This window comes from Achromobacter sp. SD115 (assembly GCF_017355315.1).
In the GTDB taxonomy this organism is placed as follows: Bacteria; Pseudomonadota; Gammaproteobacteria; order Burkholderiales; family Burkholderiaceae_B; genus Achromobacter; species Achromobacter xylosoxidans_B.
The window spans coordinates 39550-53692 of the sequence record NZ_JADIJM010000034.1; the positions used below are offsets into that span (position 1 = coordinate 39550).

The window sequence follows — 14143 nt, forward strand, 5'->3', positions numbered from 1 at the left end:
GCATCATCGTACGCCGCGCGCCGTCCAGCAAATGGGCTGGATAGCCGCTTTCAAATGCAAAAGGCCCGCAACAAGTTGCGGGCCCTTCAGTACTGCATTCTTTGGCTCCCCGAGCTGGGCTCGAACCAGCGACCTGCGGATTAACAGTCCGTCGCTCTACCGACTGAGCTATCGGGGAACAGGTAGAGGGGGCGAATTATGCACAAAAAAACGGAAGAATGCAAAACGGGGTGGGCACGGGAGGTCGACGCGGCGAATATTTGCCTGTCTTACCAAGACGCGGGCGCATGCAGCGGGCATTTGCCGTACCAAAACGCAGTCCGGGTGGGGCAGTACCAACGAGGTCAGGCGGGAACCATTCCCTTCAGCGCCGACGGCGGGCCAGCGTCTTCAATGGCTCCTTGCCGGATACCCGTGCTGCCACTTGTAATGGCGCGCAACCCGTAGTCCGTGAGTATCAGTTCCCGAACCTGGATTACCGCGCCCGGCCTGGAAATGAGTCGGGATCCCTTGAAGAAGGCTTCAGGTTTCTTGCTGGCGGCAGTGGTCATATCAATACCTTTTGGTGACGAAGTCGCTGATGGCTTTGGCGCCGGCGCCTACGATCTCCGCGACATCGTTGCGTTCGAAAAGCGCACGGTCGCTCGAGTCCATATAAATCACGCCTACGGGATGCTGGCCTGAACGGTCCAGGACAGGCACCGCCATTGCCGAATAGCGCCCCGGCCCAAGCCGGCGGGCTTGGGTCGCCGTATAACCCCATTCAAGCACCAGCTCCGCACGGAGTTGATCTTCCGTTCGGTGCTGGCTGGACATGACCAGCGGTGTTTTGCTGCGGACGGCCCTGCCCGCGATGCCGGTGTGCACGGGAAAGGTCCGCCCTGCGCCCTCACCGCCTGCGCCCGCGTAGTTGATGATCTGCTCGATTTCCCGCGGTTCATGGACGGGAGGAACGACACGGTGGAAGGTGGTGCGCAGGTCGGCTCCGCACTTGCGCTTGTTGCACCATTCGGCAAGCATGGTGTGCATTGTGGAAACCGCTGCACCCAGACCTTCGTGGACGACGTCCGGCCCGTCCATGTCGTCTTCGGCGCGTGCCACAGCCACGCGAACCAGCGCAGCCAGAATCAGCCAGACGCCAGTAGCCGCCGTCAGGCCGAACATCCATGATTCCAAGAGCGGTTCGCGCCAGCTCTTCACTGCGGCGGTTCCGGCAACGAGGATGGGCGGTCCGTTGAACAGGACTTCCCTGGGCCACCGCTTTTGCCAGAGGCGCTTTTGCCGCACGCCGGGGAGATGATTGATATGCATGGAACCGTGCCTTCTGGGCGGAACTTGGCGCGATTGTAGTCAGCGATTTCGCGTAAAGGCCTGGTTGCAGAGTCCGGCGGCGCGTTAATAGGACCAAGTGCCATGAGCGGGTTCAGAGCCGGGCGTTCAGGGCCGGATTCGGGCAATAAAAAACCCGCGCCGTCATAGCCGGTGCGGGTTTTTCAGATCGTCTCTAGACGGATCTGCATCTGGAATCTGGTGCCGGTGAAAGGAATCGAACCCTCGACCTTCTCATTACAAGTGAGCTGCTCTACCAACTGAGCTACACCGGCGCTGCGTGCCAGGCGCACGCGAAGGGCTGCATTGTAATGAAAAAAATGCAGGCCTTGCGTGGATGCCTTATTTGACGATGGTCAGGCGCGGACGCTTGGGTTCGTCGTCGTCTCCGCCGTCGTCGCCGGGGGCAGCATCGGCGTCGGAGCCTTCGGGCGCGGCGGCGGCCGTCGCGCCCTGGGCGCCTGCTTCCGGCGGTTCGTAGGGCTGCACTTCGAAGCCCATGCCGGCGCCGGTTTCGCGCGCGTAGATGGCGCTGACGGCACCTACCGGAACGTAGACGTTTTCGGTCACGCCGCTGAAGCGGGCCTGGAATTCGATGAATTCGTTGCCCAGCGTCAGACGGTTGGTGGCCAGCGTGCCTACGTTCAGCGTGATCTGACCGTCGCGCACATGGGCGACGGGCACCATGGTGTGCTCGTCGACCTGCACGGTGATGTAGGGCGTGTAGCCGTTATCGGTGCACCATTCGTGCAGCGCGCGGATCAGATACGGTTTGGTCGAAGTTTCACCCATCACGCAACCAACCTTAGCGACGCATCACTTTTTCCGAAGGCGTCAGCGCTTCGATGTAGGCCGGACGCGAGAAGATGCGTTCGGCGTACTTTTGCAGCGGCGCCGCGTTCTTGGGCAGTTCGATGCCGTAGTGGTCCAGGCGCCACAGCAGCGGAGCCACGGCCACGTCGAGCATGGAGAATTCCTCGCCCAGCATGTACTTGTTCTTCAGCAGCATGGGGGCCAGCTGGGCCAGGCGGTCGCGGATGTTCTGGCGGGCGTTGGCCAGCTTCTTTTCGTCGGGCTTGGCGCTGCGGTCTTCCAGCGTCGAGACGTGGACGAACAGTTCCTTCTCGAAGTTGTAGAGGAACAGGCGGGTGCGGGCGCGCATGACCGGGTCGGCGGGCATCAGCTGCGGATGCGGGAAGCGTTCGTCGATGTACTCGTTGATGATGTTCGACTCGTACAGGACCAGGTCGCGTTCGACCAGAATGGGCACTTGACCGTACGGGTTCATCACCGAGATGTCTTCGGGCTTGTTGTACAGGTCGATGTCGCGGATCTCGAAATCCATGCCTTTCTCGAACAACACGAAGCGGCAGCGTTGCGAAAACGGACACGTGGTTCCGGAATAGAGCACCATCATGGCGGTAAGTCCTTTATTGAAAAACGAAAGGCCAGCGCCTTAATCTAGCAGGCGCTGGCCCCAATTGCCAGGCGGGATAGGCGTACAGCCCTATCCGCCGATTCCGTCCCCATTTGCAATCAGGGACGGATAAAAACCTGGCGGGGCGTTGCGGTTAGCGCACGTGTTTCCAGTACGAGGCATTGAGGCGCCAGGTAACCAGGAAGAACAGCAGCAGGAACAACATGACACCGACGCCGAGACGGACGCGGAATGTCTGGACGGGTTCGGCCATCCAGGACATGAACGCAGTCAGGTCGGCGACGTCGTTGTCGTATGTTGCGACTTGGGCCGGGTTGGCGGCCTTAAATTTGGCATCGAAGGTGGCATGGCCGTGGTAGTTGGCTACCGGTTCGGCCTTGACCGTGGAAAAACCCTGTGCATCGTACACCGTGGTGACGCGTTCCCAGGTTTTGGGGGCGTCGCCCTTGCTTTCGACCTCGTGCATGGCGACGGTCGTGAGCTCGCGCGGACCCTGCACTTCCCAGAGGGCGTGGGGCATGCCCACGGCCGGGAAGACCAGGTTGTTCCAGCCCGTGGCGCGCGACGTGTCGCGGTAGAAGGTGCGCAGGTAGGTGTAGATGTAGTCGGCGCCCGAGGGGCCGGCGTTCACGGATTTGGCGCGCGCGATCACGGACAAGTCCGGGGGCGTCGTGCCGAACCACTGCTTGGCATCCTTCGGGGTCATGGCGACGTTCATCATGTCGCCGACCTTTTCGCCGGTGAACAGCAGGCTTTCCTTGATCTGCTGGTCGGTCAGCCCGATGTCCTTGAGCTTGTTGTAGCGCATCGAGGACGCGCTATGGCAGTTCAGGCAGTAGTTGACGAACAGCTTGGCTCCGTTCTGCAGCGACGACATGTCGTTGACGCGGTACGGGGCCTTGTCCAGGGGATAGCCGCCTCCGGCGGCGAGGGTAACGGTACACGTGAGCATCAAGGCCACGGCACCAATCAGCTTCTTGATCATGGTTAATCCGTTATCTGGTGGGCTCAGTGGGCGTGGAACGTAACGCGCTCGGGCACTTGCTTGAAAGTGCCAAGGCGGCTCCAGACCGGCATCAGGAAGAAGAATGCCAGGTACAGCAGCGTGCCGATTTGCGACGTGATGTTCAACGGCGGACTGGGCGGCTGCGTACCGATGTAGCCGAGCACCAGGAAGTTGACCATGAAGATGCCGTAGATCCACTTGTGCCAGGTCGGGCGGTAGCGGATCGACTTGACCGGGGAATGGTCCAGCCACGGCAGGAAGAACAGGATGACGACCGTGCCGCCCATGGCGACCACGCCCCAGAACTTGGCGTCGATCACGCGCAGCAGCACGGCCACGACGATCAGGATGCCGGGGACGGCGATGCGCATGAAGCCCTTCAGGTTGCTCTTGACGAGCAGCGCGATGGCGCCCAGCACGGAAGCGCCCGCCAGCACCCAGGTGAATTCGTCGGTGGTGGCGCGCAACATCGAGTAGAACGGCGTGAAGTACCAGACCGGGGCGATGTGCGGAGGCGTCTTCAACGAGTCAGCAGGGATGAAGTTGTTGAACTCGAGGAAGTAGCCGCCCATTTCCGGCGCGAAGAACACGATGAACGCGAACACCAGCAGGAAGCCGGCCACGCCCATCAGGTCATGCACGGAGTAGAACGGGTGGAACGGGATGCCGTCCTTCGGGCGGCCGTACTTGTCCTTCGGGCCTTGCTTGATCTCGATGCCGTCCGGGTTGTTCGAGCCGACTTCGTGCAGCGCCACCAGGTGGGCCGCGACCAGGCCCACCAGCACCAGCGGGATGGCGATGACATGGAAGGCGAAGAAGCGGTTCAGCGTGGCGTCCGACACGACGTAGTCGCCGCGGATCCAGATGGACAACTCAGGACCGATGAAGGGAATGGCCGCGAACAGGTTCACGATCACCTGCGCACCCCAGTAGGACATCTGGCCCCAGGGCAGCAGGTAGCCGAAGAAGGCTTCCGCCATCAGACAGAGGAAGATCGCGACGCCGAAGATCCATACCAGTTCGCGCGGCTTGCGGTAGGAACCGTAAAGCAGCCCGCGCAGCATGTGCAGGTACACGACGACGAAGAACATCGACGCGCCGGTGGAGTGCATGTAGCGCACCAGCCAGCCCCATGGGACTTCGCGCATGATGTATTCGACGGACTGGAACGCGCGTTCGGCGTCCGGCTTGTAGTGCATGACCAGGAAGATGCCGGTCACGATCTGCAGCACCAGCACCAGCAGGGCCAGTGAGCCAAAGAAGTACCAGAAGTTGAAGTTCTTCGGTGCGTAGTACTCGGACAGATGGGCTTTCCAGGTGGAGGTCACCGGGAAGCGCCGGTCCAGCCAGCCCAACAGGCCTGTCGTCTCGACGGTTTTCTCGCCAGCCATGTAACGGCTCCTTCTCTAATACGTGGCGTATTTGTTTTACTTACGTAATTCGGGAAAAAAGCGCGACGCGAGCGTCAGGCCTTGTTGTCTTCATCGACGCCCACGATGATGCGGGTGTCGGTGAGATATTGGTACGGCGGGACTTCGAGGTTGTCGGGCGCGGGCTTGTTCTTGTAGACACGGCCAGCCAGATCGAACGTGGAGCCGTGGCAAGGACAGAGGAAACCGCCTTGCCAGTCGGCGCCCAAGCCACCGCCGCCGCCTGTTTCGAAGTGCGAGGTAGGCGAGCAGCCCAGATGGGTACAGATGCCGACGCAGACGAAGAGCTCGGGCTTGCGCGAGCGGCCTTCGTTTTCGGCGTATTTGGGCGTGAAGCCGGGGCGTTTGGAGTCAGGATCGGCCAGCAAGGCGTCCTGGGTCTTCAGACCGGCGAGTTGTTCAGGAGACCGGTGGATGATCCAGACCGGCTTTCCGCGCCATTCAACCGTCTTCATGGTGCCGACGGGAATGTCGCCGACGTCCACTTCTACGGGAGCTCCGGCCGCGCGGGCTTTTTCGGAGGGAGAAAACGTGCTCACAAGCGGCACTGCCGTTGCGACACCTGCTACGCCACCCACAGCACAGGCGGTGGTAACCCAGAAACGTCGCGAAGGATCAGGTGGCAGGTTGGGATCAACCGCACCGTCATCATCGTGCACCAGCGTATCCTGACTCATCTTCCTATCCTTGTTGATGCGCCCGCTCTACGAGTAGCATCACTTCTGCGGCATCGGCTTCGCGGGAATTTGTAACAACATAGCAACCGCGTATTATAGCGCCAGCCCACTCACGGGCGTATCACGAAGGGAGTGCTTTTATGAGCAAAGCGACTGGTTTCGTCAAAGAATTCCGAGATTTCGCTGTCAAAGGCAACGCAGTGGACCTGGCAGTCGGTGTCATCATCGGCGCGGCGTTCGGCAAGATCGTCGATTCGCTGGTCAAGGACATCGTCATGCCGCTGGTCAACTTCATACTCGGCGGCTCGGTCGATTTTTCGAACAAGTTCCTGGTTTTGTCGATGCCGGCCGGCTACAACGGCCCCATGACCTACGCCGACCTGACCAAGGCTGGCGCCAACGTTTTTGCGTGGGGCAACTTCGTCACGATCATCATCAACTTCGTGTTGCTGGCCTTCGTGATCTTCTGGATGGTCAAGGCCATCTACAAGGCCCGCGCCAAGGCCGAGGAAGCGCCGGCCGCACCCGCCGCGACGCCCGAAGACGTGGCGCTGCTGCGCGAAATCCGCGATCTGCTCAAGAAGCCCTGATCCGATACTGCCGCAGGTCCGGGATCCGCGCACCGGCGGATCGCGGGCCGCGGCTGGCGGAAGTTCCCGCCGGCGCATGCCGGCCTCCGCTGAACGATCCGCTGCTTGTTCTCTCCCCCGATAGCCCTATTCCGCAGCCATTTGCCGTTCGACCCGCCGCGCAAACATGGCGAAACTCGCGCGCACGATGCTGGGCTTCAACAGAAAGTCGTGCGATTCGGCCGCCAGCGCGTCATTCACCGGTGTCACTTCGCCGTATGCGGCCGCGGCCTGCAGCTGATTGCGGGCCGCGCGTTCGATCAGTACCGACAGGTACAGCGCTTCTTCGACGCACGAGCCCGCGGCCAGAAAACCGTGATTGGCCAGCAGGATGCAGCGCTTGTCGCCCAGCGCCGCTGAAATGATCTCGCCTTCCTGGTCGGCGATGGGCAGGCCAGGCCATTCCTTCAGGTGGGCGCAGTCGTTGTGGAACGGCGTTGCGTCCATGTGCGCGACGACCAGCGGCTGGCCCGTCATGGACAGCGTCGAGACGTGGGGCGGGTGCGTGTGGATGATGCATTGCACGTCAGGACGCTGGCGATAGACCCAGAAGTGGAAGCGCACGGCCGGGTTGGGCGTGCCCGGGCCGTCGAGCACCTCCATGTTGTCGTTGATGCGGATGACCGAGGCCGGGACGATTTCGTCGAAGGCCTGGGCCATGGGCGTGGTCAGGAACGTGCCGTCTTCCTGGCGCACGGTGATCTGGCCCGCCAGGGTTTCCGAATGGCCTTCGCTGGCGAGAATGCGGCAGCTCAGGGCCACCTTTTCCTTCTCGCCCCAGTTCCCGAAGTCGAGCTTGTTCGCGGAGCGCGCAAAGAAGGCGTCGGCATGGGCTTGTTTTTCCAGCATGGGGTCTCCTTGGGATAATGGCTCAATTACACGCCCGCCTCTGCCGCCAGCGATTGACCGATCACGAACGAGGGTTGACTCAATGCGACAGGAAGGCAGGCGCTTTTCGGCCAGTGTTGGCCGGCCCGACAGAGTGTTCCCAGCATGCCACGCGCCAGCCAGACAGTGAATCCATCCGCCCGGCCCGCCTGTTCCGAGGCGGATCTCAACTTCGCGCCGCAGTTCCGCCCGTTTTATGCGCAGGAGATCGCGGGCTACGAGCGAGAGCTGGACAAGTTGGTCCTGCCAGGGGAGTTCCGGGCCTTGACCGAACAGCCCAGGCTGCAATTGCAGGCCTGTAGGTTGCGGGCAGGCGGACTGGTGGTGAGCCTGGAATCCACGCCGATCAGCGTCCACCATCGCGCGGAGCACGCGGCCGACCTGGAACATGCGGAGTTCCTGGCGAGCTTCGTGATCGCGGGACACGGCGTCATCGTGCAGAACGAGGCCACGCTGCCGCTGGAACCCGGCGACATCATCTTCCGCACCACCGCGCTGCCTTCCGAGATCCGGATGTACACGGATTCGCGCATCGTGGTGGTCAAGGGGCCGCTGTCGCGGCTGCTGGGCGCGCACAGCCTGGCGATGTCGCAGTTCACGGCGCAGCGCGGCGTGGCCGCCTTGCCGATGGTGCAGACCGCGCATCGCTGCCTGCATCACGTGTTCTTCGACAAGGCGGAATCCAATCCCACGTCGTCGCTTTTTGCGGAGCAGGCGCTGCTTGCGCTGCTGGCCTCGATCTACACCAGCCAGGCCTTGGAGAAGATACCGGGCGATGCGCGGGCGCCCGCCGACAACTGGCAGGTGCTGGCGAGCTACATCGATGCCCACATCACCGATCCGGAGTTGTCGGTGCAGGCGGTGGCGGACGTGCTGCGCGTGACGACGCGCTGGGTGCACCGGCTGTTCAAGATGCGCTCGCTGCAATACACCAGTTATGTGCGCGAACGCCGTTTGCAATTGGCCAGGGAGGCGCTGGAGGATCCGCGGCGCGCGCACGTCGAGGTCAAGGAGATTGCGGCGTCTTGCGGTTTTCAGCATGCCAGCCATTTCATCCGCCGCTTCCATGAACGCTTCGGCATGTCGCCGGCCCTGTACCGCAAGACGGCCAGAAGCGGCGACGGCGCATAGGTGCGTGCCGCCTGCTCGTGGCTGGTTTCGGCGTGTCAGCCGCGCCGCAAGTCCTGCGGCGTGGGCTTCATGAGAAACGCCGAGGTGCCCGCGACGATGCCGAGGAAGGCCAGGTAGACGCCGACCGGAAGAATGCTGTCGAACTTCTGTACCAGCGTGGCCGAGATCAGCGGCGCCAGGCCGCCGCCGATGGCCGCCGAAAACTGGACCCCGATGGACAGCCCGGAATAGCGCAGCTCCGCAGGGAACTGGGCGCTGTAGAGGCTGGATTGGGGCGCGATCATGATCGCGTAGTTGAAGGCCATGGCGACGAAGACGGCGAGGCTGTATGCCATCAGCGAGCCGCTGCCCACCGCGAGAAAGATCGGGATGGCCATGAGTCCCAGGAACATGCCGCCCCAGCCACAGACGCGGCGCGCGCCGATGCGGTCGGCCAGCATGCCGAACAGCGGGATGGTGAACATCAGCAGGCCTGCGCCGTAGAGCAAGGCGTGCAACGCGTCGGCCCGGCTGAAGCCCAGCTTCGATACGGCATAGGACACCGAGAACACCAGGAAGGTATAGATCAGGGTGACCTCGGCGATCTTGCAGCCTATGCAGAGCAGCAGCGACTTGCCGTGCTTGCGCAGCAGCTCGCCCAGGGGCATCTTGTCTTCCAGGGGCTGTCTGGCCAGCGCTTTTTCGCGCTTGACCTGTTCGAACTCCGGCGACTCGTCGATACCGTGGCGGATGAACAGGCCGACGACGATGAGCACGGCGCTGGCCAGGAACGGCAGGCGCCAGCCCCAGGACAGGAAATCCGCTTCCGGCAGCCGTGTCACCAGCGCGAAGGAGCCCACCGACAGCAGGATGCCCAGGGGTGCGCCCACCAGCGGCAGGCTGCCGAAGAACGCCTTCCACTTCGGTGGCGCGTGCTCGACCGCCATCAGCATGGCGCCGCCCATCTCGCCGCCGAACGACAGCCCCTGGCCGATGCGCAGCACCACCAGCAGCACCGCCGCCGAGATGCCGATCTGTTCATAGGTCGGCAGCAGTCCGATGAGCACGGTGCATATGCCCATCAGCAGCAGGCTCAGCGTCAGCATGGACTTGCGGCCGATGCGGTCGCCGAAATGACCGAACAGGATGCCGCCGATGGGCCGCGCCAGCATGCCGCTGGCGAACGCGCCGAAGGCCGCCAGCGTGCCGGTTACCGGATCGAATTGCGGGAAGAATATCTTGTTGAATACCAACGCCGCGGCGGTGCCGTAGGCGAGGAAGTCGAAGGCTTCCACGGCGGTGCCGATGACGGTCGCGACGGCGACCCGGAACAGGTTCGGTTTCTTGTGTGATTGGGTAATAGGCTGCGCGGCCTGTATGGCGTCCATGTGGTTCCCTCTTGTCTTGTAGTAATAGTTTTTGTGTTTGTGGTCGCGCGCGGGCTCAGGGGCCCGGCGGCACGTATCCCGGCAACTGTTGTATGCGCTTGCGCCAAGCCGCGATGGCGGGATAGGCGGTGATGTCGATGGCGGCTTCCTCGGCCAGCGCCAGGTAGCCGTAGCAGGCAATGTCGGCCACGCTCGGCGCATCGCCGCCTGCCAGCCATGTGTTTTCCGCAAGGCGCTTGTCCAGGCGTTGCAGCACGCGGTCCGTGCGGGCTTGCATGCCGGGCACGTCGAGCAGCGCCTCGCTCACGCCCAGGTGGTGCGCGGCTTCGGCGTTGCTCACGACACGCGTCAAGCGCAGCGGCTGCAGGCTGTTGGCGATCTCATTGGCGGATACCGATATCCAGGCGTGCATGGCGCCGATGCGCGCCAGTGGCGCCAGCCATTCGGGGGCATAGTGGTGCGCGAGGTGCAGCAGGATGGCGTGGCTGTCCCAGATGGCGGTGTCGCCATCGGTCAGCGCGGGGATCTGCTGGAAGGCGCTGATTTGCTCGAACTCCGCGGTCTGGTTCTTGCGGGCCAGTACGTCGATGAATGCGCTTTGGTAGTCCCGGCCGATGAGCGCAAGAAAGAGGCGGACCTTGTAGCAGTTGCCGGAGCGCGGGTGGTCGTAGAGGGTCAGCATTCCATGGCTCCGTGTGTAGGAGGCCCAGCCGGAAAAGGCCCGGCCGCGGGCGATTGGATGGAATGCTAGGGCTGTGGACTGCGCCCGGAATTGACAGGGAGAGAACCGCGATTGACCAGATGCGACGCACAGGCGCCGCCTTGATCGCGCCCTCTGGTTTTCCCCTAGGCAAGTCCGGCCGATTCGGACGCTGGCGGCGTGCGCGGCTGCCGTTGCCGCGCCATGAAATGAAAACGCCCCTTTGCGGGGGCGTTGGGTGGGGCGCGGCGCCTGCTATGCCGGGTTGTCGATGTCGACGAATTCGACCTTGATGCCGAAGCGATCCGCGACCGCCTGCCCCAGCGCCTGCGCGCCGTAGCGTTCGGTGGCGTGGTGGCCGGCGGCGATGAAGCCCACGCCGGTCTCGCGCGCCAGGTGCACCGTGGATTCGGAGACTTCGCCGGTGATGTAGGCGCTGGCGCCGGCGTCCACGGCGTCGCCCAGCATGCCTTGGGCGCCGCCCGTGCACCAGGCCACGCGCGCCAGCGGCAGGTCCGGATCGCCCACTACCAGCGGCTGGCGGCCCAGGCGCTCGGCCACGCGCGCGCCCAACTGGCCCAGCGTCGCCACGCCTTCGGCGGCGCCCAGCCAGACCAGATTGTCGGGGCCACAGGTTTGCGGCGCGCCGTCATCGCGCAGCGCGGGCGTCAGGCCCAGCACGCGCGCCAGCTGCGCGTTGTTGCCCAGCGTGGGATGCGCGTCCAGCGGCAGGTGGTAGGCGTACAGGTTCAGGTCGTTTTTCAGGGCCAGGGCCATGCGCGCGCGGCGCGTGCCGATCACGCGGCGGTCTTCGTTGCGCCACATCCAGCCGTGGTGTACCAGCACCCCATCGGCGCCGCGTTCGACCGCCACGCGCAGCAGGGCTTCGCTGGCCGTGACTCCGGCGATAATGTGTGCGATTTCGGATCGGCCTTCCACCTGCAGCCCGTTGGGGCAATAGTCCTTGAAGCGCGCCGCCTGCAGGGTGTCGTCCAGCCAGTTGGCCAGGACGTGGGAGTCCACTTTACTCATAGCTAGTCCTATCAGAATCATGCGCCGATATTGGCTGATCTTTGCTCAGGCCGTCACGGTCTGCCTGGGTATTCTATTCGTGGTGACGACTTTGCGGCCTGACCTGCTGCGGCTGGCCGGGCCGGCGGCGGGGCCTCAACCCGCCGCAGCGGCGGCCAGACCGCCGACCGAGCGTGCTGCGGCCACGGTGTCCTATGCGGATGGCGTGGCCCGCGCCGCGCCATCCGTGGTCAACGTCTACACCACCAAGCACGTGAACGTGCCGCTGATTCCGCTGCCCGACGATCCGGTGCTGCGCCAGTTCTTCGGCCAGGTGCCGGGCGTGACACGGCGCCAGGCCTCGACCAGCCTGGGGTCCGGCGTGATCGTGAACCAGGACGGCTATGTGCTGACCAACTACCACGTGGTGCAGGCCGCGGACGCGATCGAGGTCGCGCTGGCGGATGGCCGCCGCGATGCCGCCAAGGTGGTGGGCGCGGATCCGGACACCGATCTGGCCGTGCTGAAGCTGGCCACCTTGCGCGCCCTGCCCGCGGCCACCCTGGCGCCGGACCGGGGCTTGCGGGTGGGCGACGTAGTGCTGGCGATCGGCAATCCGTTCGGCGTGGGGCAGACCACGACGCTGGGCATCGTGTCGGCGCTGGGCCGCAACGGGCTGGGCCTGAACACCTACGAGAATTTCATCCAGACCGACGCCGCGATCAACCCCGGCAATTCGGGCGGCGCGCTGATCGACGCCGCAGGCAATCTGGTCGGTATCAATACCGCCATCTATTCCGAATCGGGCGGGTCCATGGGCATAGGCTTTGCCACCCCGATCGAGATCGCGCGCAAGGTCATGGACGAGATCGTCAGGACCGGCGGGGTCAAGCGCGGCTGGCTGGGCGTGGAGCCGCAGGACGTGACGCCGGAACTGGCGCGGGCGTTCGGGCTGGACCGTGACACCCGCGGCGTGATCATCGCCGGGGTGATGCGCGATGGACCTGCCGCGCGTGGTGGCTTGAAGGTGGGCGATATCGTGCAGTCGGTCAACGGCAAGCGCATGGCGGACACTACCAGCCTGCTGTCGGAGATTGCGCAGCTGCCGCCGGGCCAGAGCGCCAAGCTGGGCATACTGCGCGGCGGCAAGCCGGCCGAGCTGGCGGTGGTGGTGGGTACGCGCCCGGGCAAGCCGCGCTAGGAACGGGCTGGGACTCGGCACGGGGCGCGGCTGGAAGTCAGGTCGCGGCGGGGTCTTTGGCCATCAGGCGCACCGCCGATACGATGGCCTTCTTGGTGCTTTCGGATTGATTGCGCAGCAGCGCCCAGATTTCCGTGCAATAGCCATCCGGGGCGCCGTCCGGCGGGCCGACGCTGCCTGGCGGCGCATCCCCGCCCGGCCCCACGCCATCGGTCAGCCAGGGTACGCTGGTGTCCAGTGCGCGCGCCAGCCGCAGCAGGGTGGCGCGAGACGGCGAATAGCAGTCTTCGCGCATGAGGATGCGATGGATGCAGGATTGCGGCACGCCGGAAATGCGCGCCAGCTGGTTCTGGCTTTTGATGCCGCGCCATCGCATCAGGGTGTGCAGTCTTTGGGCGAGTGACATGAGGGCAATGTAGAGTTGCCGCGTGTCGCCCACAAGGTGAAACGGTCCTGCTTTGTGGGCAGGACCGTCCAGAGGAAGATCAGTGGCGTTCGGTCAGCGAATCCGAGCTGGCTTCGCTCTCCGTTCCTGGTTTTGGCGTGACCATGCGGGCGCAGATCAGTCCGACCTCGTACAGCAGGCAGAGCGGCACGGCCAGCATGAACTGGCTCACCACGTCGGGCGGCGTGACCACGGCGGCGATGATGAAGGCCCCCACCACCACGTAGCCGCGGGCGGCCTTCAGCTTGGACAGTTCGACCACGCCCATCTTCACCAGCAGCACCACGGCCACGGGTACTTCGAAGGTGATGCCGAAGGCCATGAACATCGTCATGACGAAGCTCAGGTAGGCCTCGATGTCCGGCGCCGGCGTGATGGACTGCGGCGCGAAGGTGGCGATGAAGTGGAAGACCGTGCGGAACACCACGAAATAGCAGAATGCCATGCCCGCGATGAACAGGAAGGTGCTGGAAATGATGAGCGGCAGCGCCAGGCGCTTTTCGTGCCGATACAGGCCGGGCGCCACGAAGGCCCAGGCCTGGTACAGCACCACGGGCAGCGCCACGATGAACGCGGCCATCATCGTGACCTTGACCGGCACCATGAACGGCGTGATGACGCCGGTGGCGATCATGCGGGTGCCTTCCGGCAGCGAAGCTAGCATGGGCTGGGCCAGCACGTCATAGATGGCCGACGCGCCGGGGTAGATGAACAGCACGATGAACACGACGACCACGGCGCCAACGGCGCGCAGCAGGCGAGTGCGCAATTCGACCAGGTGGGAGATGAAAGTCTCCTGCTGGCCTTCTTCTTGGGTGGCGTCCTGGGTCACGTCGGTGTTCCGGAGGGCGCGACGGGCTTGGCGGCGGGCGCGGCGTCGTCGGCCTTGGG

Annotated in this window: 16 protein-coding genes and 2 tRNA genes; 3 read left to right on the plus strand and 15 right to left on the minus strand. The window is 64.0% G+C overall.

Annotation, left to right across the window (positions count from 1 at the left end; translation table 11 throughout):
• Nucleotides 1-102: 102 nt before the first annotated feature.
• From IPU70_RS30625 to petA, 9 genes are all read right to left on the minus strand, one after another.
• Nucleotides 103-178, minus strand: a tRNA-Asn gene (locus IPU70_RS30625).
• A 166-nt stretch (nt 179-344) separates the two neighbouring features.
• Entirely contained in the window at nt 345-551 is a 207-nt protein-coding gene (locus tag IPU70_RS30630) for a hypothetical protein (RefSeq protein WP_013390926.1), read from the minus strand.
• Nucleotide 552: 1 nt separating this feature from the next.
• Nucleotides 553-1311 carry a hypothetical protein gene (locus IPU70_RS30635; protein WP_013390927.1) on the minus strand — a complete coding sequence of 253 codons (759 nt, stop codon included), beginning with the start codon at nt 1309-1311 and terminating at the stop codon, nt 553-555.
• A gap of 217 nt (nt 1312-1528) precedes the next feature.
• Nucleotides 1529-1604: transfer RNA gene (locus tag IPU70_RS30640), tRNA-Thr, on the minus strand.
• A gap of 67 nt (nt 1605-1671) precedes the next feature.
• Nucleotides 1672-2121 carry a ClpXP protease specificity-enhancing factor gene (locus IPU70_RS30645; RefSeq protein WP_207473109.1) on the minus strand — a complete coding sequence of 150 codons (450 nt, stop codon included), beginning with the start codon at nt 2119-2121 and terminating at the stop codon, nt 1672-1674.
• Nucleotides 2122-2134: 13 nt separating this feature from the next.
• Complete coding sequence (locus IPU70_RS30650) at nt 2135-2746, minus strand: glutathione S-transferase N-terminal domain-containing protein (protein ID WP_006388039.1); 612 nt, start codon at nt 2744-2746, stop codon at nt 2135-2137.
• A gap of 154 nt (nt 2747-2900) precedes the next feature.
• Complete coding sequence (locus tag IPU70_RS30655; protein WP_013390929.1) at nt 2901-3752, minus strand: cytochrome c1; 852 nt, start codon at nt 3750-3752, stop codon at nt 2901-2903.
• A 23-nt stretch (nt 3753-3775) separates the two neighbouring features.
• Entirely contained in the window at nt 3776-5164 is a 1389-nt protein-coding gene (locus tag IPU70_RS30660) for a cytochrome bc complex cytochrome b subunit (protein ID WP_013390930.1), read from the minus strand.
• 74 nt (nt 5165-5238) lie between these two features.
• Nucleotides 5239-5880, minus strand: coding sequence for a ubiquinol-cytochrome c reductase iron-sulfur subunit (gene petA / locus IPU70_RS30665; protein ID WP_207473111.1), 642 nt, complete (start codon nt 5878-5880; stop codon nt 5239-5241).
• Nucleotides 5881-6020: 140 nt separating this feature from the next.
• Between petA and mscL the strand changes: the two genes are divergently transcribed.
• The gene (gene mscL, locus IPU70_RS30670) at nt 6021-6470 is read left to right on the plus strand and encodes a large conductance mechanosensitive channel protein MscL (RefSeq protein ID WP_013390932.1); all 450 of its coding nucleotides are present in this window, start codon (nt 6021-6023) and stop codon (nt 6468-6470) included.
• A 126-nt stretch (nt 6471-6596) separates the two neighbouring features.
• Here mscL and IPU70_RS30675 read toward each other — a convergent pair whose 3' ends face one another.
• Nucleotides 6597-7358 carry an aldolase gene (locus IPU70_RS30675; RefSeq protein ID WP_207473113.1) on the minus strand — a complete coding sequence of 254 codons (762 nt, stop codon included), beginning with the start codon at nt 7356-7358 and terminating at the stop codon, nt 6597-6599.
• A gap of 144 nt (nt 7359-7502) precedes the next feature.
• Between IPU70_RS30675 and IPU70_RS30680 the strand changes: the two genes are divergently transcribed.
• Entirely contained in the window at nt 7503-8528 is a 1026-nt protein-coding gene (locus IPU70_RS30680) for an AraC family transcriptional regulator (protein WP_207473121.1), read from the plus strand.
• 35 nt (nt 8529-8563) lie between these two features.
• Here the strand turns inward: IPU70_RS30680 and IPU70_RS30685 are convergent, their stop codons facing one another.
• The 3 genes from IPU70_RS30685 to IPU70_RS30695 form a co-directional block, all read right to left on the minus strand.
• Entirely contained in the window at nt 8564-9895 is a 1332-nt protein-coding gene (locus IPU70_RS30685) for an MFS transporter (RefSeq protein ID WP_207473122.1), read from the minus strand.
• A gap of 55 nt (nt 9896-9950) precedes the next feature.
• Nucleotides 9951-10577, minus strand: a complete 627-nt coding sequence (locus tag IPU70_RS30690) for a glutathione S-transferase family protein (RefSeq protein ID WP_207473124.1) — start codon at nt 10575-10577, stop codon at nt 9951-9953.
• Nucleotides 10578-10850: 273 nt separating this feature from the next.
• Complete coding sequence (locus IPU70_RS30695) at nt 10851-11627, minus strand: Nif3-like dinuclear metal center hexameric protein (RefSeq protein ID WP_207473133.1); 777 nt, start codon at nt 11625-11627, stop codon at nt 10851-10853.
• A gap of 19 nt (nt 11628-11646) precedes the next feature.
• On the opposite strand from IPU70_RS30695, the gene IPU70_RS30700 reads away from it, so the two are divergent.
• Nucleotides 11647-12807 (plus strand): trypsin-like peptidase domain-containing protein, encoded by a 1161-nt coding sequence (locus IPU70_RS30700; RefSeq protein WP_207473136.1) that lies wholly within the window; start codon nt 11647-11649, stop codon nt 12805-12807.
• Nucleotides 12808-12844: 37 nt separating this feature from the next.
• Here the strand turns inward: IPU70_RS30700 and IPU70_RS30705 are convergent, their stop codons facing one another.
• Both IPU70_RS30705 and tatC read right to left on the minus strand, forming a co-directional pair.
• Nucleotides 12845-13213, minus strand: coding sequence for a helix-turn-helix domain-containing protein (locus tag IPU70_RS30705; RefSeq protein WP_207473138.1), 369 nt, complete (start codon nt 13211-13213; stop codon nt 12845-12847).
• A 79-nt stretch (nt 13214-13292) separates the two neighbouring features.
• On the minus strand, nt 13293-14084 hold the full coding sequence (gene tatC, locus IPU70_RS30710) for a twin-arginine translocase subunit TatC (protein ID WP_207473148.1): 792 nt from the start codon (nt 14082-14084) through the stop codon (nt 13293-13295).
• Nucleotides 14085-14143: the final 59 nt, after the last annotated feature.

What these genes read in the sequence shown, in the direction of transcription:
- IPU70_RS30630 (WP_013390926.1), bottom strand. Translation starts at nt 551, where the DNA reads ATGACCACTGCCGCCAGCAAGAAACCTGAAGCCTTCTTCAAGGGATCC.
- IPU70_RS30635 (WP_013390927.1), bottom strand. Translation starts at nt 1,311, where the DNA reads ATGCATATCAATCATCTCCCCGGCGTGCGGCAAAAGCGCCTCTGGCAA.
- IPU70_RS30645 (WP_207473109.1), bottom strand. Translation starts at nt 2,121, where the DNA reads ATGGGTGAAACTTCGACCAAACCGTATCTGATCCGCGCGCTGCACGAA.
- IPU70_RS30650 (WP_006388039.1), bottom strand. Translation starts at nt 2,746, where the DNA reads ATGATGGTGCTCTATTCCGGAACCACGTGTCCGTTTTCGCAACGCTGC.
- IPU70_RS30655 (WP_013390929.1), bottom strand. Translation starts at nt 3,752, where the DNA reads ATGATCAAGAAGCTGATTGGTGCCGTGGCCTTGATGCTCACGTGTACC.
- IPU70_RS30660 (WP_013390930.1), bottom strand. Translation starts at nt 5,164, where the DNA reads ATGGCTGGCGAGAAAACCGTCGAGACGACAGGCCTGTTGGGCTGGCTG.
- petA (WP_207473111.1), bottom strand. Translation starts at nt 5,880, where the DNA reads ATGAGTCAGGATACGCTGGTGCACGATGATGACGGTGCGGTTGATCCC.
- mscL (WP_013390932.1), top strand. Translation starts at nt 6,021, where the DNA reads ATGAGCAAAGCGACTGGTTTCGTCAAAGAATTCCGAGATTTCGCTGTC.
- IPU70_RS30675 (WP_207473113.1), bottom strand. Translation starts at nt 7,358, where the DNA reads ATGCTGGAAAAACAAGCCCATGCCGACGCCTTCTTTGCGCGCTCCGCG.
- IPU70_RS30680 (WP_207473121.1), top strand. Translation starts at nt 7,503, where the DNA reads ATGCCACGCGCCAGCCAGACAGTGAATCCATCCGCCCGGCCCGCCTGT.
- IPU70_RS30685 (WP_207473122.1), bottom strand. Translation starts at nt 9,895, where the DNA reads ATGGACGCCATACAGGCCGCGCAGCCTATTACCCAATCACACAAGAAA.
- IPU70_RS30690 (WP_207473124.1), bottom strand. Translation starts at nt 10,577, where the DNA reads ATGCTGACCCTCTACGACCACCCGCGCTCCGGCAACTGCTACAAGGTC.
- IPU70_RS30695 (WP_207473133.1), bottom strand. Translation starts at nt 11,627, where the DNA reads ATGAGTAAAGTGGACTCCCACGTCCTGGCCAACTGGCTGGACGACACC.
- IPU70_RS30700 (WP_207473136.1), top strand. Translation starts at nt 11,647, where the DNA reads ATGCGCCGATATTGGCTGATCTTTGCTCAGGCCGTCACGGTCTGCCTG.
- IPU70_RS30705 (WP_207473138.1), bottom strand. Translation starts at nt 13,213, where the DNA reads ATGTCACTCGCCCAAAGACTGCACACCCTGATGCGATGGCGCGGCATC.